The organism is Cupriavidus sp. SW-Y-13 (assembly GCF_009793345.1).
Lineage (GTDB): Bacteria > Pseudomonadota > Gammaproteobacteria > Burkholderiales > Burkholderiaceae > Cupriavidus.
In genome coordinates this window covers 145,768-168,751 of record NZ_WHLX01000005.1, presented here as the reverse complement: position 1 = coordinate 168,751, position 22,984 = coordinate 145,768, and the positions used below count along the sequence as shown (strand labels likewise).

The window sequence follows — 22,984 nt, the reverse complement described above, 5'->3', positions numbered from 1 at the left end:
GGTGGGATGTTAGGGCTGGGCTGAGTCGGATCGACTCAGCCCATGGACTAGATAGGTCTTACATTGCCATGGGGGAAAGAATGCCGAGCGACGCAACCAGAACCAGGATCAGCGTCGCGGCGCCGGTCTCGATCGTCAAACTGCGTTGCAGCGTGCGTACGGCGACCACGTGATCCCCGGTGCGAACCGCATGTTCAAGCTGCGGGCTGAGATGGAAACGGTTGGCAGCCGCGAGCAGCAGCATGACGCCGAAGAGCGCTAGCTTGAATAGCAGCAGGCCACCGTACGATGCCAGGCTCAGTTCCGGCAGTTGCAACCCAATAATCATCCAGTAGTTGACGACGCCGGTGACCACCAGGGTGGCAACCACCATCGTGCCGACCTGGGCGAACCCGTTGGACGTCCGGCTCAGTAGCGCCACCTTGTTGGGGGTTGCGGCCGTGCGGGACAACACAACGAAGGCGATCAGGGCACCGAACCATGCGCCGGCTGCGATCAGGTGCGCGATGTCTGATGCAAGGTGGATATAGCCCTTTACGCCGTCGTCCATCGCGCCGTGCCCCCCCCACGCCAACGTTGCCAGGGCGAACGCGGCACCGCCTGTTATGGCGCTGAACTGGGACAGCGGCCGATTACGCAGGAAAAGCGCGGCAAGCAGGCACAGAAACAGGGCAACCAGACGAACCATCCAGGCCGTACCGAACGCGGTCCCGGTCACAATCATCTCGAAAACGTGGCCTTGAAGTTCGGTGTACGAAGCGGCGCCCGTCATGCCCTTCGCCATAACGGCGATGTTCACGAACGACAGGACGATACCGAGCGTTGCGGCCACCTTGCAAAGGGTTGCAAAGGAGGCGCCGATCGATGACCGCCGCTCCTCCTGGCGCAATGCATACAAGGCGAACAGCGGAAGGCCAAACAGCGCTGCGAGATCTAGATAGAGTGCGAAACGCACTGCGACAGTTGCCCAGTCCATTGCAGCTTACTTGACGGTGAAGGTGATATTGCCGTTGATCGGATGGGTGTCGGACGATACAGCGCGCCATTCCACACGATAGTTGCCGGGGCTAAGCGGCTGCGCGGGCGTGACCACCATGGTCTTGGGATCGTCGCCGCTGGCTACCTTTGCTGCGATCTTCATCGGCGAGTGGTCAGCCATGCCCGGCATGCCGGTCATCAGGAGATTTGCGCCGGAGAACTGCGTCGAAAGATTCTCTGAGAACTTCAGTTCGATCTTTTGGGGGGCGGCGACTTCCGCCTTGTCAGCGGGGGTCGACGTGAGCAGCTTCGGGTGCGCAAAGGCCACGGAGCTGACGAGCAATGCGGCAGCCGTGAGGGTCGCACGAATAGTGAGGCGTGATGCTTGCATGAAGAACTCCAAGTACTGGTGGGGTGTGAAAAGAAAAGACGGTCAGAACCACATGCGAATACCCGCGACGAAGCGCGTCTCGCCGCTGCGGCCACCGGAGGCTCGGACCATGTTTGCGGTATTGCCGAAGCTTTGCGAGCGTTCGATACCGATGTACGGCGCAAACTGCCGGCTAAATTCATAGCGCAATCGCACTCCGACAGCGCCGCTGGAAAGGCCACTGCCGATACCGATTTCGGGGTCGTTCTTTCCGTATAGGCTGGCTTCCAACCTGGGCTGCAAGATCAGCCTCTGGGTCAGCAGCAAATCATATTCACCGGAGAGGCGCAGCGCGGTTCGCCCCTCGGTGCCGACATAGCCGGTCGCCTCGACTTCGAACCAGTAAGGCGCCAACCCTTGCACACCGAACGCAAGCCAGTTGCGTGCTGGGCGCCCATAGCCGGCGTCGTTCCGGATACCCAGTTGGGTGTCCCAATACGTAGAAATGGCGTGTCCCCACAACAGTTCGGTGCGGGCTTCGGGAACCTTGCCCTTTTCGACCTCGCCTTCTGCCTTGATGACGAACTTGTTGAACGCATTCCCAATCCACGCCTGCGCTTCATAGGAAGCCGCATTGCTTTCGTTGCCTTTCGTCCATTCAAGGCGATCAACGAGAACGGACGTGAAGATATGTTCGTCCGCCATATGCAGCGATCTGCTGGGTCCGATCGCGTATTGGCCGACACCGAGCTTTGCGCCGTCGGAATACGCATCTGGATCTCTGGCGTCCGGCGGAGCGCTTCCACCCTGCATCTGCATGGCGCCATGATCCATGCCCTGCATCTGGCTGTGGTCCATGCCTTGCATCGAGCCCTGCTCCATGCCTTGTATCTGGCTGTGGTCCATGCCCTGCATCGAGTCCTGGCCCATGCCCTGCATCTGGCTGTGGTCCATGCCCTGCATTGAGCCTTGGCCCATGCCCTGCATCTGGCTGTGGTCCATCCCCTGCATCGAACCCTGGCCCATGCCCTGCATCTGGCTGTGGTCCATGCCCTGCATTGAGCCTTGGCCCATGCCCTGCATCTGGCTGTGGTCCATCCCCTGCATCGAACCTTGTCCTGCGCTCGGCGTCGAGCCCTGCTTCTTCGCGGTTGGGGCTGTCGCCTTCTGGGGGCGTGAATCCGGCGTTGCTTCGTTTGCCGGCGCACCATCATTGTTTGAACTGTTGGGCGAATGCGAGTGCTGTGCCCACGCGGCGCTCATTCCCGCAGTAAGTAGGACGGCGACTGCAATTCGTGTGTACTTGTACATGGGATCTGGTAGTCGGTTGAAGAGAGTCGGATCAGGCCACAAGTACTTCGCGGAACATCCCGGCATCCATGTGCAGCATGAGATGGCAGTGCCATGCCCAGCGGCCCAGTGCGTCGGCGGTTACCAGGAAGCTGATCCGCTGCGCAGGTTGGACCGGGATGGTATGTCGACGCGCCTGGAACGAGCCGTCAGGTGACTCGAGCTCGCTCCACATGCCGTGCAGGTGCATCGGGTGGGTCATCATCGTGTCGTTGTGCAGAATCACACGCAGTCGTTCACCGTACTTGAAGCGGACAGGTGTCGATTTGCCGTACTCAACACCATCGATCGACCAGGAGTAGCGTTCCATGTTGCCGGTCAGGTGCAGTTCGACTTCCCGAGCGGGACCGCGCCTGTCGAGGGGGCCGCCAATGGTATGTTGATCGGCCAGCGTGAGAACTCGGCGGCCGTTGTTGCGCAGACCGATGCCAGGGTCGTCGAGATTGGTTCTGGCCATGTCCACGTGCATGTCCGTGGTCGCGCCATATTCGGTCTTGGCGTGCCGAGCCTTCGTGCTGGGGACCTTGAGCGAAGCATCCATGGCCATGCCACCCATCGCGTGCTGGCTATGGTCCATGGTCATGGCCCCATGGTTCATGCCAGCCATGCCGCCTTGGCTCGTGCCGCCCATGTCCATCTTGCTGTGGTCCATGCCACCCATGCCACCCATGCCACCCATGCCACCCATGCTTCCCATCATGTCGGTCATGGTGAGCCACTCGGGCTTGTCCACGGCCGGCACCTGGGCGCTGAGTCCTGCTCGCACCGCGAGTGTGCCGCGGGCGTAGCCAGTGCGATCCATGGATTGGGAGAAGATCGTATAGGCGTCGTCTCGCGGTTCCACCAGCACGTCGTAGGTCTCGCCGGGACCAAAGCGGAACTCGTCAACGCTTACGGGCTCCAGATTCTGGCCGTCGACTTGAATGACCTTGAGCTTCAGGCCGGGAATACGGACGTCATAAAACGTATTTCCGGACCCGTTGATGAATCGTAGGCGCACTTTCTCACCGGGCTTGAACAGGCCTGTCCAATTGCCAGCGGGGGTGACGCCATTGGTCAGATAGGTCAGCGTGGCACTGGAAAGGTCTGCGAGGTCGGTCGGATTCATCCGCATCTCGTTCCACATCTTGCGCTTTTCGAAAGCGCTCTTCACACCGTCGTTTGAAACGTCGCGGAAGAAATCGAAGACGGTCGGCTTGTTGTAGTTGTAGTAGTCGCCTTGAACCTTCAGTTTTGACAGGACCCGCATAGGATCTTCGTCGGTCCAGTCCGAGAGCAGAATCGTGTAGTCCCGGTCGGCTCGGACACCGTCCACACCGGCGGCCGGATCAATCACGATGCCGCCATACACGCCGGTCATTTCCTGGAAGCCGGAATGCGAGTGATACCAGTAGCTGCCGGTCTGTTCGACCTTGAACTGGTAGGTAAATGTCTCGCCGGGGGCGATACCGGCAAAGCTGATTCCCGGTACGCCGTCCATCTGGAACGGCAGGATGATGCCGTGCCAGTGGATCGAGGTATGCTCGCGTAAGCGGTTCGTTACGCGGATCGTGACCGTGTCGCCTTGCCGCCAGCGCAGCGTCGGACCGGGAAGCATCCCATTGATCGTTGTCGCTAGCCGGGGCGTACCGGTAAAGTTGACAACCGATTCGGCGATGACAAGGTCAAACTCCGTCCCAGTCAATACCGGGGCGGTGCCGGATGAAGTGCTTTCGGGGAGGCCCGAGGATTGTGCCCAAGCAGTTCCGCCCAAGGCACTCAGCCCCGCCATTACCCCGCCGGCGGCCAAACCTTGTACGAAACGGCGGCGCGGCAGGTTGGGCAGCAAGATGCCAGACGGTCGATCACGTCGCATGAAAATAGTCCTTTTCGCTTGAATGGCCGCGTCGGTTTTGCGGCAGATCAAAGAGTAGCGAGATGCTGGCTACCGACGACTTACCTGAATATTACATTCCGGACAGGTTGGGGTCACCTCGGTGCGTACTGGGTAGACTACGCCGAAGATAACATTTGTATTAACAAAACCCGGTCGATCGGGTTGGGAGGAGGCTGGGCAATGAAGCTGCTGGTAGTGGAAGATGAAATCAAGACGGGAGAATATCTCCGGCAAGGCCTAACCGAGGCGGGGTTCGTGGTCGACCTGATCGCCAATGGACTCGATGGTCAACATCTCGCGGTCAACGAAACCTACGATCTCATCGTCCTCGATGTCATGCTGCCCGACGTCGACGGATGGCATATCCTGCATGCCATCCGCGCGTCAGGGAACGCGGTCCCTGTCTTGTTTCTGACAGCGCGAGACAGTGTTGCTGATCGCGTGCGAGGCCTGGAACTCGGGGCGGACGATTATCTGGTCAAGCCATTTGCTTTTTCAGAGCTGCTTGCCAGGGTCAGGACGCTGCTGCGTCGAGGCGCGGTGCAGTTGGCAATGGACCGGATTCAGGTTGCCGATCTGATTCTGGACCTGAGCCGGCGACGGGCTTCTCGCGGTGGCCGACGCATCACGCTGACCAGCAAGGAATTCGCCTTGCTCGAGTTGTTTGCGCGTCGAAGGGGGGAGGTGCTGCCCCGATCCCTCATTGCCTCCCAGGTGTGGGACATGAACTTCGACAGCGACAGCAACGTGATCGACGTGGCGATCCGGCGCCTGCGGGCAAAAATCGATGACGGCTTTGAGGTAAAACTGATCCAGACCGTGCGCGGCATGGGATACGTACTCGAGGCGCCCGAGGATCCGTTATGAGGCACCGTCTGTCTCTGACTGTTCGGCTGACCATCCTGTTCTCGCTGTCTTCTGCAGTCGTCCTGCTCGGACTCGGAGTGCTCATCTGGCTGGCGATGGAGAGGCATTTTGCCAATGAAGATTTTGTGGTGCTGGGTGACAACATCCGTCTGATTGAACGCGTCGCGCATGAAACGCCTGTGGATCGTTTGCCTGCGCGCCTGCGGGAGCTGGTGGAACACCATCCGGGCTTTGTCGCGCGGGTGCAGACCGCTCAAGGCAAGATGCTTTTTGCCACGCGGGATTTCGATTTCAGGCCGGCGGAGAGCGCTACGAACGAGGGGCTGACCTACGAAGGCACCTTCGTGTGGCAGCAGGAAGCCAAGTACTACCGCGGCATGCGCGCGGAAGTTCCCATGTTAGGCGCCGGCGCTTTGAAAATAGTCGTCGGAATGGACACTGAGATTCATGCACACTTCATGCATGCTTTCCGCCGGTCCTTGGCTTTCTATACAATGCTTGCCGCCTTCGCCAGCGGCTTGCTGGGCTGGTGGGCCGCACGCCGCGGTCTTGCGCCACTGCGCATGATGGCATCGCGCGCGAAAGATGTGACGGCGAACAGGTTAGATGCGCGCATGCCGGTGGCTGCGGTGCCGGTTGAGATGGCGGATCTCGCGGCGACATTGAACGCGATGCTCGAGCGTCTGCAGAACGACTTTCAACGATTGTCCGAGTTTTCGTCAGATCTGGCGCACGAGTTGCGCACCCCGATTACCAACCTCATGACGCAGACACATGTCGTTCTGGCCCAGCCGCGTGACGCTGCAAAGTATCGTGACGTGCTCACCTCAAACGCCGAGGAGTTTCAGCGTCTTGGACGGATGGTCTCGGATATGCTGTACCTGGCAAAAATGGAGCACGGCATTACGCTGCCCAACGAGGAATCGATCGACATTGCCGACGAGGTCCAGGCACTCTTCGACTTCTACGACGCGCTGGCCGAGGACAAGGGCGTCAACCTGCAACTTCACGGCAATGCCCGAATCACGGGAGATCGCCTGATGGTGCGTCGGGCGCTCAGCAACCTCTTGTCTAATGCGCTGCGTTACACCGCGGAGGGCCGTCAGATCATGGTTTCTGTGCGGGAGCAGGGTACAACTGCCATGATTGTGGTGGAGAATGAAGGCGAGGAGATCCGGCCGGATCTGCTTCCTTATATCTTTGATCGGTTTTATCGGGCCGACAAGTCAAGGGCGCGACTGGATTCAGACAGTGTCGGGCTGGGGCTGTCGATCACGAAGGCGATCGTTGTTGCGCATGGCGGAAATATTGCCGCGTCGTCTTCCGGCGGAAGAACCCGTTTCACCATGACTTTCCCGCATGGTCGCATCGGACTGACCTGATCCCACACGAGCGCGCGCGGTCAAAGGGGGGCCCCACCGGGGCGCGTTACCGTACCGGGCCGCTATCGCCGGGACACAGATGCACGTGACCGCAGTTTGTGTTTCAACTTTTCTACTGAGAAGGAGATAACGTTGCGTCGAATCAAGTTTGGAATTTTTGGGCTGGCGGGGTTGTCCGGGCTTGTCGCTCACGCACACATCATTCCCGTGCCGGGCGTGCATCCTGCGGCGGCCGCATATCTGGCGCCCGGCGCGTCAGGGAAGACATTGCCGGCGACGGAGTGGGTGGTGGAAGTGGACCATCTCGACGGCCAGCCTGCGAGCCGTGCCGTCCGGACCGGTGAGACGGTTTCGCTCAGCTTGCGAAACCTGGGTGACAAAAGCATCGACATCGCTGTCGTGCTATCCCAGAGTGAAGCCATAACGCCGATGGCGAATAGTCAGCCCGTGACGATTCATTTGCTTGCGGGGGAACGGCAGGAATGGAGAATACAGGCAACGAAACCGTTGCGGATCTTTGTTTCTGCGCTCCCTGAGTGGGCCAAGTAGGGCGCTTAAAGCGCCCTTGTCAGATTAGCCCCCTTCGCTGTGGCCCTTCTTGAGGGCTTCGTCAAGCCTGAAAATCTCATTGCCCTTCATGATGATTTTCGTGCCGTCCTTGGTCTCCATGACCTTTCCTTCGGGCATGCTCATGGACTTGCCAAACTTGTTCTCCATGCCCATCTTGCCGTCCTTGAAGACGTGCACTTTCGAACCATCCTGCAATTCGTAGGTTTTTACGACATTGCTCATATCGACCGCGGCCGCAGTCAGCGATACGGCAGCAATGAAGGCTCCGACCATCAGCTTTTGTTTCATCGTTTAGATCTCCATGTTATGGTCCTGCACTAGGGCGCATTGGGTCCACTATTTTTGGGAACAACGGGTTCAATGGACCTTGTCTTCTTGTCATCTTCGCAACCCGCCTGTTGACTGTCCGGCGCAGATGCCGTTCCGACCGGTCCGTCGGGAGGTTCGTAGCCTTCGGCGGCGTAACGTGCTTCATCAAGTGATGCCGGGGATTGGCCGCCAACGCCAATAGTTGGACCTCATCCCCTCCGTCGAGGCCTTCGGCCTTGATTCCTTCAATGCCGAGTCCAGCAGGAGTCTCGGCAACCCATGCCAGTTGTATCGCCCACATCTGTCCAGGCGCAAGGCAGAGGGCCACGCCAACGGATATGGATAACGGCATGCCTGAGTTCATTCCCGTCCTTACATCACAAGTAGCGGATCGAATCTTCTATCCGAAGCGTTTTCCGATTGCATTTTATTCCCCGACGTAGGTCGCAGGCCGAATAGGAGCATAAATGTAATGATCCTGAAAGATTGAGGTTAACTTGGGTGCTCCAATCCCGCGCTGCAACACCATCAAAGTCGCTGCTTCCGCACGAATTGCGGAAAACCAGAAAGCTCTTCCAATAGTTCATCCTTGACTTCGATGAGGTACGAGCCATCAGGTAGGCACTCCCAAGCTACCAAGAATCCGAGTCGGGCTAAGTTGGATAGCACGCGTTCGAATTCCACCACTTCGGAGACAGGTTCGAGGACAAGTTCCATGATCGTTCGTACTTTATGGCGACCACTGAGTTTGGTTTTAAACTATGTCGGCGATGCTTTACCTAAGCCCGTCAAATGGATATTCGACTGCTTGACGAAACCGTACAACAATAACGTATGTCGCCGTGTTAGCAAGGATCTCTCCAGCGAGCGCGCAACAATAGCGGGTGGCCCTGCCGGAGAGGTTCAGTATGAAGGAAAATGGATCAACGCACTTCTTCCCGACGGCGGGCAGTTGCCACAAATTGAGCATAGACCGCAGTGCAGCGTTCTCCTGTGATTCGCGACCGGACTTGACAAGGGAAAATCGCGCACCAAAGGCTCTGGTCGTCCGGTGCCATTTTTCACTTGAGGCGGGACGGTTCGACGCCATCAGCCGGAACCGCAGGGCATACCGTCCGTCCTGCCGACGTTCTGACGGCGCGTTAATGCGCGAGTCTGCGAGGAGCATGAGCTGATGCGAAAGCTGTTCGGATGAGATCAGCATGATACTAAGCGAGCGTCGCGCGCTGATCAATAACGGCGTCGTGTGCCGGCAACGGTTTATCAGACGGTATAATTACCGTACCGTAATGGTTTTGTAATCCACCACTACCGTCTCTATTCGGAATATTTCAATAACTACTTGGTGCTATAGCAACCTCGGCCTAAATTAAATTCAGCGAGTCGCCTGCGCCGTTCGCTCGATGACATTTCTTCTTTAAAAGCGACTCGGCGATTGTTTTACTTTATGTGCCAGTTTTAAAGTTAATGGTGAAAGAAATGCGTTTCTTTATTCTGATTAGTATCATGATGGTAGTTGGATGCACGACGGTATCCGAGCGTACGGCTCAAGCCGAGCACGACATGGATGTTTCTCTCCTGATATACGGTCCAGCTTGCGAAAAACTCGGGTATCAGAAGGATTCCGATTCTTGGCGCGGGTGCGTTTTACGTCTGGACGCCAAGCGCGGCCCCTGTATGCATCGTCGGCTCTGAATGGGCTGACGAACGGAGCCCGCCAGCGGTCGTCGGCCGCCTGCGGGCGGATGCTATGCGTCAAATCAGGCGTGGTTTTCACTTGACGGACGCATCGTCATAGTCGCATCCTCACGACTGTCAATAGCGAAATCGAATGCCGCGTCGAACTACGAAGCGGTCGCCGCCCCATTGCCGCGCAATGAGGGAGCGCTAGATCGAACGCTAGCGAGTGCGTCGGCTTAATCCTGAGTGCCCCCCGACCGCGTCCAAGGCGACTCCAGGCGGGCAGAATGTTACGTCAGTACACTCACACCCGACGCACGTAAGCAGGTTTGCATTTGACGCAGAGTAGCAATGAGAACTTTCGTCCGTTCGATCGTGGAGTTGCTGCTTGTTCTTGCCACAGCGGTTTTCGGTATCGCATATTTTGGCGCCTATAACGTGGCCGCCGATGAACGGCACTGGCCGACTACGGAGAAGTTTCTCGAATTGGTGCGGTCGCGTGCGATTGGCCGGCAACCCGAGAAGCTGAATCCGCCAAATCTGAATGATGCGCAGCGCATTCTTAAAGGCGCAGGCCAGTATGCGTCCATGTGGCGCCGTTTGCCACCGCGCTGCGAGCTTGCCGGACAACCAGTTGAACCGAGGACTTTATCCCGCACCGCCACGTCTGGACCGAAACCGCAAGGATCCCAAGCATGCCTTTGTTGTGATCAAACATGGCTTAAGAATGACCGACATGCCAGCCTGGGGTAGCGAACATGGCGATAATGCAATTTGAGACCTGGGTCGCATTCGTTGAGAATCTGGCCTGCTCGCTAACGGTGGGTTACCTGAACTGGAGGCCTTGCGCGAGGAGTTTGCGCCCCGGCAGGCCGATTGCCCGGTGGTCAATGTCGAGATGCCACCGGCGAGCTGCTATGACGCGTTGCTCAGTGAGGGGGTAGCAGCATGAACATGCCTATCACCTACGACACCGCGCGTCTGACCCTGATGCTCAATGACCTGCGCCTGCCAACCATCGGCCGCCTCTGGCCGGAGTTCGCGCAGCGTGCCGACAAGGAAGGCTGGCAGGCAACCCGGCTGCTGGGTGCCTTGCTCGAGCATGAGTTGGCCGAGCGAGCGAAGCGTCGTATCGAACGACAGCGCACGGAATCTCGCCTGGACCCGACCAAGACGTTGGCCAGCTTCGACTTCAATGCAGTACCGATGGTCTCCAAGGCCCACGTCATGGCGCTGGCCATCGGTGACTCCTGGCTCGACAAAGGGGCCAACGTCCTGATCTTCGGTCCGCCAGGTGGCGGCAAGAGCCATCTTGGGTCAGCGATCGGCCATGCGCTGATCGACGCCGGCTACCGCGTGCTGTTCACGCGAACCAGCGAACTCGTCCAGAAGCTCCAGGCGGCCAGGCAAAGCCTGCAGTTGCCGGCAGCCCTGACCAAGATCCATCACAACACGGACCCCACTTTTCGAGGGCTCCCACTCACCGCCGAGCAAAACTCGGAAATTCGTCACTACTTGAACAGGACGACGCGCTGGCCGCCGCAGAGCGCGCGGCCGCGTTCGTCGATCAGGACATGGAGCCAATCGAGGCATTTGAGGAACTACATGCCGCGATCGAAGCCGAGAGCATGAAAGGCGATTCGCACTAACGGGAGCTACCCCGTTCCATCGAAGGCGTTGAACGCAGGGCGGCGATATACGCGCGGGATGGCGTCGAGTTGAGCCGCTCGACACTTGCCGACTGGGTCGGACAAGCCAGCGCTCTATCACGCCCGCACCAGTACTTGAACCTTTGGCAGCGAGGTTGCGGATCTGCATGTCGTGCAGCATGCGTTCGCGGAGCGGTGTCATGGAGGACCTCCTGGGAACAGTGGACGGAATTCGGGCACCTCCATCCTGCTCCTGGCCGCCGGCTCATCCCTTCACGATGTCCCGGCATCCGAAGCTGGCTTCAGCGCGCCCAAGTCGCCGCAGAGGTCAGCGTCGAACAAGTAGCGCGCGCACATCACGACAAAGCGCGGCCCGGTCCAGAACACCCTCGCAGTCGGCGCCAAAAAATGGGTCAGGCGAGATCCTCTTGGAGCAACTCAGTGTTGATGCCGATCGCGGCCTGCGCCCCCTCGCTGGCCGCGACGATCGCCTGCAGGACGTCGCGTGATGCATCTCCTGCGACGTACAGACCCGGTACATGGGTAGCCTGCTGGTGGCTCTCCACCTCGCATCCTTGGGGGTCGTACCTGTCGCACCCCAGGCGCTTGGCAAGGTCCGTAGACTGGCATCTGGTGGTGTTAAAGAACAAGCCAGCGCGGTGCAGGCACGGTCCGGAGTCGAATACAATGTCGAAGGATGCACGGTACGGAAGACGGCTGCCAATGTCCAGACGCAGGATCCTCTCCTCCCGCAGTGCGATGCCATGCCGTCGAAGCCGTTGGCCGCACTCGGGGGTGAGGTCGCTCGGGCCGTCGCTGCACAAGACGACATCCTGGCTCCAGAGCTTCATTTCGAGCGCCAGTCCGGCGCCCTTGTCGTCTCCACGCCCGTAGACGGCTAGCGGCTGGTCACGCATTTCCCAACCATCGCAGTACGGACAATGGAACACGCCCCTGCCGTAAAGTTCGGCGAAACCAGGCGCCTCAGGCAGGACGTCGACAACACCGGCAGACAACAGCAGCTTGCGCGCGCGGAACTCGCGGCCGTCCGAGGTACACACCGTGAATCCGGTTTCCGTCCGCGCGGCATCCACTACCTGCTCTGCATCGAGAGTGACCGACGGGTATAAAGCGAGCTGCTCTCTGCCGATCGCGCGCAGTTGCGCAGGGTCGACTCCATCCCGGCTTAGGAACCCATGCAGCGCATGCGACACCGCATTGCGAGGCTTTCCGTCATCGAAAATTAGAACCCGCCGGCGGCAGCGACCCAACACCAGGGCCGCATTGAGTCCGGCAGGCCCGCCGCCGACGATAATGACGTCCCACAAGAAATCTTGCACGGCCGAGTGGTTCATGGTCATTCGCTTAGCAGGCGGGCGCGTAACGCATCGTGTGACTGGGATGCCGGGTTCGCCAGCAGATCGCGCAACTGTCGGCACCGGTCCGAACTTGAGGCATCCTGTCCACCAAAATTTGAGCCGGGGGGGCGCCGAACCCGCGATGTGATCGCCTGGATGCTGTCCAGCACGGCTCCGCGGCCCAGCACCTTCGCGGGTCCGACCTCTCCAGCATCCATATATTCTATTTCTAGCCGCCCACCTTCACGTGGGGTGATAACGAAATGTAATGCCTCGGAAAGATTGGTGTTATCTGGTGCCGGGCAAATCGAATTCTATGATGCCTGCTCTGCTAGACGACTCAAGGGGCGAAACTTTCCTGCCTATTTATGGCTAATGCGCTATACGTAGTCGCCGGTTAGGTTGCTCCCACCCTAAAGGCGATAAGTAGGGATACAGCGCCGGATCGACGGCATGCCGCTGCTCTCCATTGCCTGCACAGCGCGCTAAAGATAGACGGTGTTCCAGGCCATCAGGGCATTGGCAAGCAAAGTCAGGGCTGAGGACACGGCTGCCAGCGACGCATCGTGCCGCGTCAGTTCGACAGGGATCTTGCCGTGATGGATAGCCCGCTGGACCACATGGACGGCTTCGCCGCGGTTCAGCACATGCTGCATCTCATGGCGGAACGCGGGTATGGTGAAATAGTCGATCAGGAAGATTGTGCGAAACAACCGACCGAGATGCACGCCGGCCTCGTAGACAGGCTGCCCGCGCGCGGCTGCACCGAATCGCGTGAGCGCCTGGACAGCCGTGCACTGCCCACTCTGAACAGAGGCCGCGATGCGGACCAACTCATCCCAGGCCGGCTCGATGAGGGTCAGTCGGATGTCGTCGTCAGTAACAGCGGCCAACTCGGGCGGCACGTCGTGCCATCTGGGCACGTGCAGGCGCCTGTCACGCAAGTGCGCAAGCCGAGGGCACAGATCAAAACCCAGCAGACGGGACTGGCTCATCGCGAAATCGGTATTTATATGGACAAGTCGCGTTTTTTGCCAGTCAGGCGACTGACGTCCCAACCGGATCAGCGTCAGTCTGAGTCCTTTCCTGACTCCCCCAAATCGATCAGAAGTTGCTCAATGCGTCTGGCGATGGCCAAATGCCGCTCTCGTTCCTTGGGCCAACCGCGTGCCTGTGCATCCTTAGCCAGCGTCATTTCGAGCTTGCGGCGTTCTTTCAGTCGTGGCATGTATGCCGGCGTCGTCACGAACTTCGCGCACGTCAAGTACATATCGCACTCGCAAGGTCCCTCGGCCGGCAAGCGCAAACAATGACCGAGTTCCAGTTCGGTCTTGAAGAAGTTGCACTTTAGCCAATCTACGGAGGACTTCGGCAAGGTCCCGCCGCGGAGCTGCGCCGCAGCGGGACCCGCAAGGATTGCTCCGGGCTCCAGAACAGCCTTGTAGTCGCGTAATACCTCACGATCGCTGATCTGGGCATAGACAAGCGACATTGATGCACTACGATGCCCCAGTATGCTCATGATCGTGTGCAGCTTCGCACCCCGCTCGGCCAGTTGCGTACCGACGGTGTGACGGAAGCGATGAGGGCTGATGGTCCGACGGCCCTTCTCATCGATAGTGCCGGCGACTTCGCAGGCGAGTTTCAACGATGCCTGGAAGAGGTAAGCACACGAGAGCAGTCTGCCGTGCTCCATGAATACGTATCGCGTCGGTGTTCCCGTGAGTTCATCGGTCAGTGCGCGCTCGCGCCTCTGATTTCGTTGGGCGATCAACTTCCTCAGTTCAATTGCCGCTTCTTCATGCAACGGCACGACGCGTTCGCGATATGTTTTGCCCGCTGGTAAGCGCAGACGGGCCGTACCATCGGGATAGCTATCGAGGCAATCGACGGACAGTCGCTGAATCTCCCCCTTTCGAGCCCCGGTCCATCGGGCGATGAGCAGAGCGGTACGTTGATACGGACACTCCAGGTTACCGACGGCAACCATCAGACGCGCGAGCTCATTGGCTGGAATGAATCGAGGCACTCGCACCGGCATCTTCGGCAGATCTCCAGAGCCGAGCAATGGGCGCCCCGGTGTGTCATCCCATTCCCATGCAGCAGTGTTGCGAAAGAATTGTGAGAGCGCGGAAACATGCCCGCGTCGAGCCAGTATGCCCAAGGGCTGCCCCGTTCGCGGGCTCGGCTGCTCCGATAACGCCACCAGATACTCCAGGACATCGTCTCGCGTGACCTGCGCAAAGCTTTTCACCGCCGGCCGTTCATTGTTCAGCCACACCATAAACCGATACAGCGCGAGCTCGAATTTCTGCACGCTTAGCGGCCGGTCAGTAGCGCTACGCGCCTCGAGCCAGCGCTCCACCACCGCCTGCATGCGCGGGACAACGGGCGTTCGTTCCTTGATGCTGCGCATGAACTTCTTCGGCTGTGCATCCAGTTGCCCTCGATGGAACAGCAGCAACTCAAGCTGATTCACACGCAGCGTCCAGCTCTTTCGGCAAGCCTCGAAGTTGCTTGAGGCGCTCGGATAGAACTCGTGAAGGTCGCGGCTGGCAAGGAACGCCGCCACGCCTGCGCGTAGTTCATCCACATGGGCTCCGCTGAGCATCGATACGTCGAGGCATCCGGTATGCAATATCACCCGACTCACAGTCCAGCGCAACGTTGCGTCGATACCGAACTTGCCAAAGCCAAGGCGCTGGGCATCACGCCAGAGGGCGTCGATACCTAGATCCAGCCCCATTTCTCGCGCTGTCTCCGGAACGAACAGCGGGCTGCTGGCGAAGAGCCATGGATAGTCGAACTGCACGAAACCGCGAAGCCCCAGGAACAGAAGAAACGGCCGTCCAGTGTGGGAAATTTCGGCATCAAGCCCATATTGATTTCTCGCAGGCACACTGCCGACACGGACGGCAAGGGGCTCCGCAAACCAGCTTCGAAGGTCCGGCCAGCGACGTACGAAGCGGCGCATGTCATTAAGCCTGCGGCGGGATCGGGTGGGAGACCCGGGCAGCGCATTGGCAAACTCTGCATATTCAGACTCGGAGCAATACGAACCAACTCGATGTGGTGTATCGAGCGGTTTCGCTGCAACGTTTGTCGGTCGCGGCATCGATCCTAGATCGTTCAGGTGGTCAGCGGAACGCCGCTCATCGGTTCGACATGATCAAGACCCAGCGCTTGTCGATAATCGGCGACGACCTGTCGATCGGAGATACGGGTGTAGATGCGCGTCGACTCTGGGGATGCATGGCCGAGCCGCTTCTGGAGCGTCAGCTCACGCATACCCGCCTCCCACATACGCGTGGCATGGGTGTGTCGCAGGCTGTGCGGCGTTACCCATGGTTCCCGAATTTTGGCTCGCTCACAAGCCCTGATGAACAGCTTGAACAAGGCAGGATAGCCGGGTGGTTCGAGCCGACGCCTCCCGGCGCCACCGACGAGAAATACGAAGGGACTGTCCCCGTCGTTCGGCCTTTCGGTCATGACGTACATGTTCACGATTTCCAGCGTGGTGGGATCGTGCAGATCAACGACGCGTTCGAAGCGTGACTTAGCCCGTACGCCCTTCGGATGATCGTTGCGATATCGCACCATGATGCGACGCTGGCCGTACCGGACGTCTTCCAAATGCAGGCCCAATGCTTCTCCTGGCCGTAACCCACCATCCAGCATCAATCGCAGAATCGCCCGGTCACGCTGGCAATGAAGCTCCGCGAAGAGCGCGTCGATCTGTTCATCGGACATCGGACGAGGCAATCGATCCACGGTCTTTACGGACACCCGCCTGCGCAACGGCCTTTGGCGGCTCGCGCCGTCCATGAAAGGTCGATGCCTACTGGTTACGCGCTGCTGTTGGTGATCAAGCGTCTTCTCAAGCGGGTTAGCGCTGTCCAGTTGGGCCGAGAGAATTGCAAAATCATAGAACGACGAGACGGCTGCAAGTATCCGGTTGACAGTGGCCGGGGCCAGTTGCGCCATTGCCCTTCCGTCGATCGTCAGCGCCTCGGCGATCGAACGCCGGCGAGGCGACAATGGAATCCGGACCGATCTCAGATAACCAAGAAGTTCGACGGTATGCCACACCCTGAACTCTTGCCACTCCAGTCGCTGTTGCGTGAGGAAGCGCCACAGGTGTTGCAGATCGTGGGCATAGGCAATCAGCGTGTTTGGCGAACAGTTTCGTGCCGCAAGGTGTCGCAGGTAGTCATTGACGACCTGAACAGGTTCGCCAGCGTCATCCAGCAGCAAGACGCTTCTTTGCCCATTTGGAAAAAGGGTGTTGCGAACGGCCATGGCAGACTCCTTTCGAAGCGCCGATTAGCTCCCGGCGCATAAACGCAGGGGTCTCCCGGTTCGCCGTTTATCGGTCGGCAGTGCCGCCTGGCTGGCAGGCGACGTATCTGTCCTTATCTATAGGCCTTACCTATGGCGGAAAGATGACAATGTCCACGTAACAATAAAACCATGCGTATCGACGGCCAGTTGCGCTACTTCTTCGGCGCCGCCTTGTCGGATCACACCCTCGATTGCCACGCCGGCCTGCCGTTCGTTGAGCAGGATCGGCTGGTCATAGAAGATCCCCCAACGATCACCAACGTGTGTGTACATGCCGATCGACGGCGTGCGGCGATGCGGATCGGCCCGCGCACGCCACACCGTACGTGTTGTTTCCAGTGACATCATGTCCGACGACGCCAGATCGGCGCGCCCCCAGTGCACGGCGATCGAATGCTGATGCATGAAGGTCAATACGGCGTCAGCAGCTTGCCTCAGCTTTCGCTCGTCCGCAATGCGATGCATCATCTGCCGGATCGCGCTGGGCGACAACTCCGGCACCATGCGCGCCAGATCCGCTGCCGACATCGACGTGCCGTGCGCCAGCACTGCCGCGTAGACCAGCAGCAATTCCGTGCGCGCATAGGGTTCCCGGCCAAGCAGAAGCCAACTGAAGTGCGTGCTGCTGTCGATTTCCAACAGGATCTCGGGCAACTGTCCGCCGGGGTGCCGCTCGAACAAGGCGCGCCGCAGGGCCTCCACCGAAGCGATCGGGGCCTTTGCCACCAACGGGTCAATGTGGATCGCCTCGTCGATCTTGATCTCGCCGCGCACGGCGGCATCCCGCAGGCGGGCTAGGCCTGTGTCCAGGTGTGCGATCACGGGCCCCAGAAAGGCATTGACGTCCTGTGGCAGCTTCAAGTGACCATAAAAGTGATTGCGCTTGGCCAGCCATTCGTCGTTCGCGATCAGGAGCGTCGCCTGGCTACGGAAGGCAAAGCTGTGCTCGAGAAAAACTGACCCATTGCGCAGCGCCACCCGCAAGCCCAAAAGGGTGCCCCATTCAAAGGCAGCAAGTGGCCGCTGGCGGTCATGCCCTTCCAGCGGCTGCCTGCCAGGCGCGGCCTAGCTGGATCCCGGAGCGCTCCGGCAGCCAGTCAGCGTTACGGGCGTAAAGCGTCTGCAACATCGCGAGCGCCTCGGTCACCGGGTGTGCCGATTGCGACGTGAAAGGCAACAGCACTAGTCTGGCGAGCAAGGCACGGGCCGGCCGATGCCTGGACAATAGCTGGGCACGGATCAGTTTGGCGCGGCTGAGCCGATGCTGGGTAAGCGCGGCGTCGGCCAGGGCGGCCAACTGCTGGCAAAGCGCCTCGCGCGTCAAGGCGGAATCTTCAGCCAGCGCTTTGACGGCGGTCGCGAACTCGCGCATCCTCGTGCTGGGGTCGGCCTGACCGGCATCGATCAGGCGCCCCGCATCATTGATGGACTTCCGGATCCAGTGCCGCAACATGGACGCCAGTTGGTCCGTTGCCGAGCACAGGGCATAGCGGAGAAAACAGGCCGTCTCCAATCGACGCGATTGCTGCGCGATGCGCTTGCTGACTGATGCCGGACGATTGGCACAGCGTCTGGCATAGTGACGCACTACGGCCTCGTTGCACGCCGCTGGCCAGCCGTGGTGAATCCCCAGCTTGTACAGACGATTGATCTTGTCGAACAGTTCACCCATTTGATGGGTCGAAGTCCGTAACGGCACGGCCCAGAGCCATTGCTGCAGGCTCGGGCGGTTGCCTTCCGGTCGCGCCAGTAATGTGCCCCACGCGTCCAGGGAGGCTTCACCGTAGGCAAGTACTAGCGCCTCGGTCAGTGCTACCTCGGAGGCCGTCACGGCTTGACCGATCAGACGCTTCAGGGCGCGGTCATGGGGAATCAGGATGCGGTGCTCGTACAGCCAGCGCTTCAGTTCATGCAGCAACTCGATACGACTGGGCTGACCGGCCAGTCGCTCCTTAAGCCAGCGAGTCACGTAACGGCGCTGGTGCTCGACGATCGGGCTGAACCCGAGGGCCTGGTATGCGAGCATCTGGTGGTCCACCAGGGTATCGGTGCGCCCGTCATAGAGGGCAGTCAGCGTGCCCATGTCCGGTGGTGGTACCCCGATCTGTGCACCGACATGAGCCCAGAGAAATCTGGGCACGTGCCTGGAGGCATCCAGCGTGCGGCCCGTCATGCGGATGAAGCCGATGTGGACAGCGACGGCAAGACGGTACAGGTGACTGCGGCGAGCCTCTATTAGCGCCCGTTCCTTCGGAGAGTAGGAGAAGAACGTGGCAAGTTCGAACTCGCTGAGCTCGCGCGGCATCTGCCGCATTCCCAGATAGGCCAACCGCCAGTAATCCATCGCGCTCTCCAAGCGTGAGACGGACTGCGGAGGTTAGCGGCAATGCAATGGCGGCGCAACGTACTGGGCACAAAAGTGCTGCATCAAGCAACTTGGCGTGTTCGAAAAACGGCAGACAGCAAGTCGTTGATTGTTGGGGGATTTTGTCCGGGTACCTCCCGGAAACCCGCGTGGGTGCTAGATGTGGCTGCCCCGGTAAATTGCATGGAAATCAAGAGGCCCCCTATCCTCGTCTTTGCCCTTGGTCCCATCGCTAATACAGAACGTGCTCAATCTTGCCGAAATCGAACGAGTAACAGTCGCCTGCCGACGCGGGCTGGAACTCTTTGCAAAAGCACAACCATCGCTGGAGCTACGGTACTTTCCTGCGGGCGCCTGCGGGGATGCGACCACAATTCTCGGCTTGCTCATTGAGAAGTACTTGGGGCACTCCGGAACCTATATATGTGGTTGGGAGCATCCCAACCTCCGAGAAAACCAGTCTCATGCGTGGGTCCTCGTCTCCGGAATTCTGATTGACATAACGCACGATCAATTCCCAGGCACAGCTATATCGGGCTGGGTCTTTTCCGGCGGTACAGCTTGGCACGACAAATTCGCCCGGCAGGAGGACCACGGCGGATTCAGCAGCCACTTGCAATGGCCACCGTATCTTCACGAAGCGTATTGGGCTGCCGACGTTGCTGTCGCGGAATTCGTGACGCGTCACGATATGCTCTCCATCAGCGGCAACACGGTGCCTGTAACCGTCGTCTGACGTGGCCACGTCCATCACTTGCCGGGAGAGAACATGACCGGGCCGCTGTCGTAGACCGTACCAAATTTGTCACCGTTGCGCCAGTAAATCTGTCAACTCGCCTGGCAATTTCGGTCAGTTACGCGCCATCCCTTGCTGGGCAAGCGTTTGCTGGTCGCGAACTGAATTTGTCACCAAGATGCTGGGGCCGGAAGGCCAGCGGTGCCCCCTGGCTCCGGCCACGGGCAGAGATCGGCCAGAAGCGGACCATCGCACGCCCCTGCAGATCGTCGACAATCAACGTCGATGCGGCCGATACGATCAGATCGCGCTCGAAATAACGAATTCTCGACGAACTCTCCCATGACATGTGAACGGTGTACGGATGTCTGTGTCCGCTATGCAGTCCGATCCCCTAGCGAACTGCGCAAGGCCATACAGATCGCAGCGGAGAACCTCACGGATCAAACATTAATAGAGGTAATTCCTTCTACTCCATGTGTGTCCGTCCCGTTTATTGATCTCTCAAAAGGCGCAGCATGGGATGACTACGTCGAGTACCATTTCCGTTGCCTGCATTGCAACGAGGCTTTTTGGCTTTGTGCAGAGACATACCACGGCAGCGGTGGCTACAGGGAGCCGAAGAATCCTGCGGCGATTCGCGCCCGTATCGACAACTAAGCGCACTGCAAGTGCGACATACCGTGCGCCCGAGACCGGCCAATAGACGCCCCTCGAAAAACCCGGCTCGATTGCGCGCAATTCGTCCGTAGGGTCTAAGAAAACTCCGGTCGGCCCCTGAGCCATCAGTCCCCATTAGCCTGTGGAAGAATCACGACGCGGCGGCAACAGGAAGGCGAAACGGCGCACCGAGTCGGTTAAACGCATTCATTGCGGCGATTGTGATCGTGAGGTCGACGAGGTCCTTGGGCGTGAACGCAGCCGAGGCAGCGGCATACGCTTCATCTGAGGCATGCGTTTCGCTGACCCGGGTCACTTCCTCCGCCCAGGCCAGCGCGGCGCGTTCCCGGTCGGAGAATAGATGGTGCACCTCGTCCCAGACCGGTACCAATGTGATCTTGTCGATCGACATGGTTTTCCGAAGGTCGCGACTGTGCATGTCGATGCAGTGGGCACAGCCGTTGATCTGCGAAACGCGAAGGAACACAAGGTGGACAAGTTCCTCCGGCAGATTCGTTTTCTTGGTTACATAGTGGTGGATACCAAACAGAGCCTTCGCACCGTCAGGTGCGATCTCTTGCCAGTTTAAGCGGGTCATCTCGGTCCTTTCCTGTCATTGAGGTACGTAAAGGGCAGTCGGGGCGCACGGTCCGTATATCGACGTCGGGCGCGGAACATGTCATAAAACATCACGTTACTCCGCCGGGCATTGAAGGAACAGGCCCAAAAACTACCGAAACGACTGATCCAAGATGACTGATCCGAATACGCCCGCAGCGTTTTCCATTCAACTGGACCGTGCCAAAGCCGTGCCCATCGTCGACCAGATCCATGCAAGCCTGCGACTGGCAATCGTCGACGGCCGGCTGGCACCCGGACAGCGTTTGCCGTCTGGCCGGGATCTCGCGACCCAGCTTGGCGTCGCGCGCGGCACCATCCGCGTGGTCTACGATCGGTTGATTGCCGAGAACCTGGTGCTCGGCGCTGGCTCTGCAGGCACCCGAGTATGCGCTGGGTTGCTGGCCGGGCGAGCAGACGAGGAACCGCCACTCGACGGGCCGTTGGCAGGGTTCACACGCCCATATTCGAGCGCTCCGCTGCCATTCCAGATGGGTGTACCCGCCGATGACGCGTTTCCCGCCAAACTCTGGGCCCGCATGCGCACGCGCGCCGTACGCAACGATGCCATCGCTTTCACGACCTACGCCGACCCGCGCGGCGAGCCCGAGCTACGCGTCCAGATTGCCAGCTATCTGGCCGTCAGCCGGCACGTGCATTGCCATCCCGATCAGATCATCGTCACCAGCGGATACCGGCAGGGCTTGATGCTTGCGCTGACGGCACTGCACGCGCACGGACGCAAGGCATGGATAGAGGAGCCAGGTTACCCGCTGGGAAGGCGCGCGCTGGAACTGATGGGAGCCGAAGTTGAACCCGTCCCCGTGGATGCCGAGGGACTGCGCGTGGAAGATGGCATCGCCAGCGCGCCAGACGCCCTGCTGGCGCTGGTTTCACCGGGCCAGCACGCACCGCTTGGCGTGACAATGTCGCCAGCACGAAGACACGCCTTGCTCGACTGGGCGACGACAAAGAATGCCTGGATCATCGAAGATGACTATCTGGGAGAGCTACAGCTCGAAGGCCGCGCGGCGCCGGCCCTTGCGGCAGGTAAAGGCGCGGAGCGCGTGATTCACATCGGCGCGTTTAGCAAGACGATCAGCCCGGCGCTGGGTCTCGGTTTCATCGTCGCGCCACACTCGGTGGCAGAGCGTTTGGTCGAGGTCGCTGCCGTATTGGCGCCGGCTCCGAATCGGACCACACAGTTGGCAGTCACGGAGTTTCTGGAGGATGGGCACTTTCTGCGGCACCTGCGCCGGATGAAGGCGCTCTATGCCAGGCGCCGCAGTCTTGCGCTGGACTGTCTCAACGCGTTTCTGCCTGGCACGCTGACTGCGGGCCTTGGCCTGATCGCACCGCTTCCAACGACCGCCAACGACACCGCTGTGGTCGACATTGCCCGCTCGCGCGGCCTCGCGCCTTCTGCTCTCTCCGCCTGGTACCTTCGCCGCAGTCACGCGCAACAAGGCCTGCTACTCAGCACGACGAACCTGCGCCTCGACAACCTCGATGCCGCGTGCGAAACGCTTGCGATAATCGTTGCATCAATGCGCTGAATCCACAGTCGTGAGCCGCGGATTGAGACGTGTTGGCGTGTGAGTTTTGAGCCTATGACCGAGTCCGGCCACAAACGGTCAATCCAGGATCGAGCGCCGAACGACGGCTTAGTGGTCAACACCTGCCAGTTCAGCGAGCTATGTGCGGGACTTGCCGCCATCGATAGATGGTCGAGTAAATCCTTTTTTGTCCGCGAACGTCGGCTTTGCCGTCGGCCCTGCACGGTTTTACCGTTTTCGGATGCGCTTCAAGTGGCTCGAATCAGGCGAAGCCGCGAGGACCGGTCCCATGCTCATCCGGCCCGTGCGGACTCCGAAC

17 protein-coding genes and 5 pseudogenes are annotated in these 22,984 nt (G+C 59.6%); 10 read left to right on the top strand and 12 right to left on the bottom strand.

What is annotated here, in order from left to right:
• Positions 1-58 precede the first annotated feature (58 nt).
• Genes copD through GA566_RS32410 form a run of 4 tightly spaced genes read right to left on the bottom strand, consistent with a single transcriptional unit; the run spans position 59 to position 4,553 of the window.
• Positions 59-976 (bottom strand): copper homeostasis membrane protein CopD, encoded by a 918-nt coding sequence (gene copD, locus GA566_RS32425; RefSeq protein WP_137928062.1) that lies wholly within the window; start codon positions 974-976, stop codon positions 59-61.
• Positions 977-982: 6 nt separating this feature from the next.
• Entirely contained in the window at positions 983-1,369 is a 387-nt protein-coding gene (gene copC, locus GA566_RS32420) for a copper homeostasis periplasmic binding protein CopC (protein WP_137928061.1), read from the bottom strand.
• A 42-nt stretch (positions 1,370-1,411) separates the two neighbouring features.
• Positions 1,412-2,659: a copper resistance protein B gene (locus GA566_RS32415; RefSeq protein ID WP_137928060.1), complete on the bottom strand. Its 1,248-nt coding sequence runs from the start codon at positions 2,657-2,659 to the stop codon at positions 1,412-1,414.
• A gap of 31 nt (positions 2,660-2,690) precedes the next feature.
• Positions 2,691-4,553 (bottom strand): copper resistance system multicopper oxidase, encoded by a 1,863-nt coding sequence (locus GA566_RS32410; RefSeq protein ID WP_160475184.1) that lies wholly within the window; start codon positions 4,551-4,553, stop codon positions 2,691-2,693.
• Positions 4,554-4,754: 201 nt separating this feature from the next.
• Between GA566_RS32410 and GA566_RS32405 the strand changes: the two genes are divergently transcribed.
• From GA566_RS32405 to GA566_RS32395, 3 genes are all read left to right on the top strand, one after another.
• Positions 4,755-5,441: a heavy metal response regulator transcription factor gene (locus GA566_RS32405; RefSeq protein ID WP_137928059.1), complete on the top strand. Its 687-nt coding sequence runs from the start codon at positions 4,755-4,757 to the stop codon at positions 5,439-5,441.
• A complete protein-coding gene (locus GA566_RS32400; RefSeq protein WP_137928058.1) occupies positions 5,438-6,823 on the top strand; it encodes a heavy metal sensor histidine kinase in 1,386 nt (461 codons plus the stop codon). Before GA566_RS32405 ends, GA566_RS32400 begins: the two co-directional genes overlap by 4 nt.
• Positions 6,824-6,955: 132 nt before the next feature.
• Positions 6,956-7,372 carry a copper resistance protein CopN gene (locus tag GA566_RS32395; protein ID WP_237381003.1) on the top strand — a complete coding sequence of 139 codons (417 nt, stop codon included), beginning with the start codon at positions 6,956-6,958 and terminating at the stop codon, positions 7,370-7,372.
• Positions 7,373-7,396: 24 nt separating this feature from the next.
• Here GA566_RS32395 and copK read toward each other — a convergent pair whose 3' ends face one another.
• Positions 7,397-7,681 (bottom strand): periplasmic Cu(I)/Cu(II)-binding protein CopK, encoded by a 285-nt coding sequence (gene copK / locus GA566_RS32390; protein ID WP_029307141.1) that lies wholly within the window; start codon positions 7,679-7,681, stop codon positions 7,397-7,399.
• Positions 7,682-8,230: 549 nt separating this feature from the next.
• Positions 8,231-8,419 carry a hypothetical protein gene (locus GA566_RS32385; RefSeq protein ID WP_137928056.1) on the bottom strand — a complete coding sequence of 63 codons (189 nt, stop codon included), beginning with the start codon at positions 8,417-8,419 and terminating at the stop codon, positions 8,231-8,233.
• On the opposite strand from GA566_RS32385, the gene GA566_RS32380 reads away from it, so the two are divergent.
• From GA566_RS32380 to GA566_RS32365, 5 genes and pseudogenes are all read left to right on the top strand, one after another.
• Complete coding sequence (locus tag GA566_RS32380; RefSeq protein WP_137928055.1) at positions 8,418-8,699, top strand: hypothetical protein; 282 nt, start codon at positions 8,418-8,420, stop codon at positions 8,697-8,699. The genes GA566_RS32385 and GA566_RS32380 overlap by 2 nt on opposite strands.
• Before the next feature lie 1,034 nt (positions 8,700-9,733).
• On the top strand, positions 9,734-10,135 hold the full coding sequence (locus GA566_RS32375) for a hypothetical protein (RefSeq protein ID WP_137928054.1): 402 nt from the start codon (positions 9,734-9,736) through the stop codon (positions 10,133-10,135).
• A gap of 195 nt (positions 10,136-10,330) precedes the next feature.
• Positions 10,331-10,807, top strand: a pseudogene (locus GA566_RS33135) (ATP-binding protein); the annotation flags it as partial.
• Between the two features lie 15 nt (positions 10,808-10,822).
• Positions 10,823-11,031: pseudogene (locus tag GA566_RS33130) on the top strand (hypothetical protein).
• 33 nt (positions 11,032-11,064) lie between these two features.
• Positions 11,065-11,157, top strand: a pseudogene (locus GA566_RS32365) (transposase); the annotation flags it as partial.
• A 287-nt stretch (positions 11,158-11,444) separates the two neighbouring features.
• On the opposite strand, the gene GA566_RS32360 reads toward GA566_RS32365, so the two are convergent.
• From GA566_RS32360 to GA566_RS32340, 5 genes and pseudogenes are all read right to left on the bottom strand, one after another.
• On the bottom strand, positions 11,445-12,392 hold the full coding sequence (locus GA566_RS32360) for an NAD(P)/FAD-dependent oxidoreductase (protein WP_237381001.1): 948 nt from the start codon (positions 12,390-12,392) through the stop codon (positions 11,445-11,447).
• Between the two features lie 419 nt (positions 12,393-12,811).
• Positions 12,812-13,405, bottom strand: a pseudogene (locus GA566_RS32355) (Tn3 family transposase); the annotation flags it as partial.
• A gap of 53 nt (positions 13,406-13,458) precedes the next feature.
• Positions 13,459-15,363 (bottom strand): tyrosine-type recombinase/integrase, encoded by a 1,905-nt coding sequence (locus tag GA566_RS32350; protein ID WP_137928053.1) that lies wholly within the window; start codon positions 15,361-15,363, stop codon positions 13,459-13,461.
• A 155-nt stretch (positions 15,364-15,518) separates the two neighbouring features.
• Positions 15,519-16,688 (bottom strand): tyrosine-type recombinase/integrase, encoded by a 1,170-nt coding sequence (locus tag GA566_RS32345; RefSeq protein WP_137928052.1) that lies wholly within the window; start codon positions 16,686-16,688, stop codon positions 15,519-15,521.
• 165 nt (positions 16,689-16,853) lie between these two features.
• Positions 16,854-19,074: pseudogene (locus GA566_RS32340) on the bottom strand (Tn3 family transposase); the annotation flags it as partial.
• A 265-nt stretch (positions 19,075-19,339) separates the two neighbouring features.
• On the opposite strand from GA566_RS32340, the gene GA566_RS32335 reads away from it, so the two are divergent.
• On the top strand, positions 19,340-19,831 hold the full coding sequence (locus GA566_RS32335) for a hypothetical protein (RefSeq protein WP_137928051.1): 492 nt from the start codon (positions 19,340-19,342) through the stop codon (positions 19,829-19,831).
• Positions 19,832-20,642: 811 nt separating this feature from the next.
• On the opposite strand, the gene GA566_RS32330 is transcribed toward GA566_RS32335, so the two are convergent.
• Positions 20,643-21,089: a carboxymuconolactone decarboxylase family protein gene (locus GA566_RS32330; RefSeq protein WP_029306687.1), complete on the bottom strand. Its 447-nt coding sequence runs from the start codon at positions 21,087-21,089 to the stop codon at positions 20,643-20,645.
• A gap of 154 nt (positions 21,090-21,243) precedes the next feature.
• Between GA566_RS32330 and GA566_RS32325 the strand changes: the two genes are divergently transcribed.
• Entirely contained in the window at positions 21,244-22,665 is a 1,422-nt protein-coding gene (locus GA566_RS32325; RefSeq protein WP_080711353.1) for a PLP-dependent aminotransferase family protein, read from the top strand.
• Positions 22,666-22,984 lie beyond the last annotated feature (319 nt).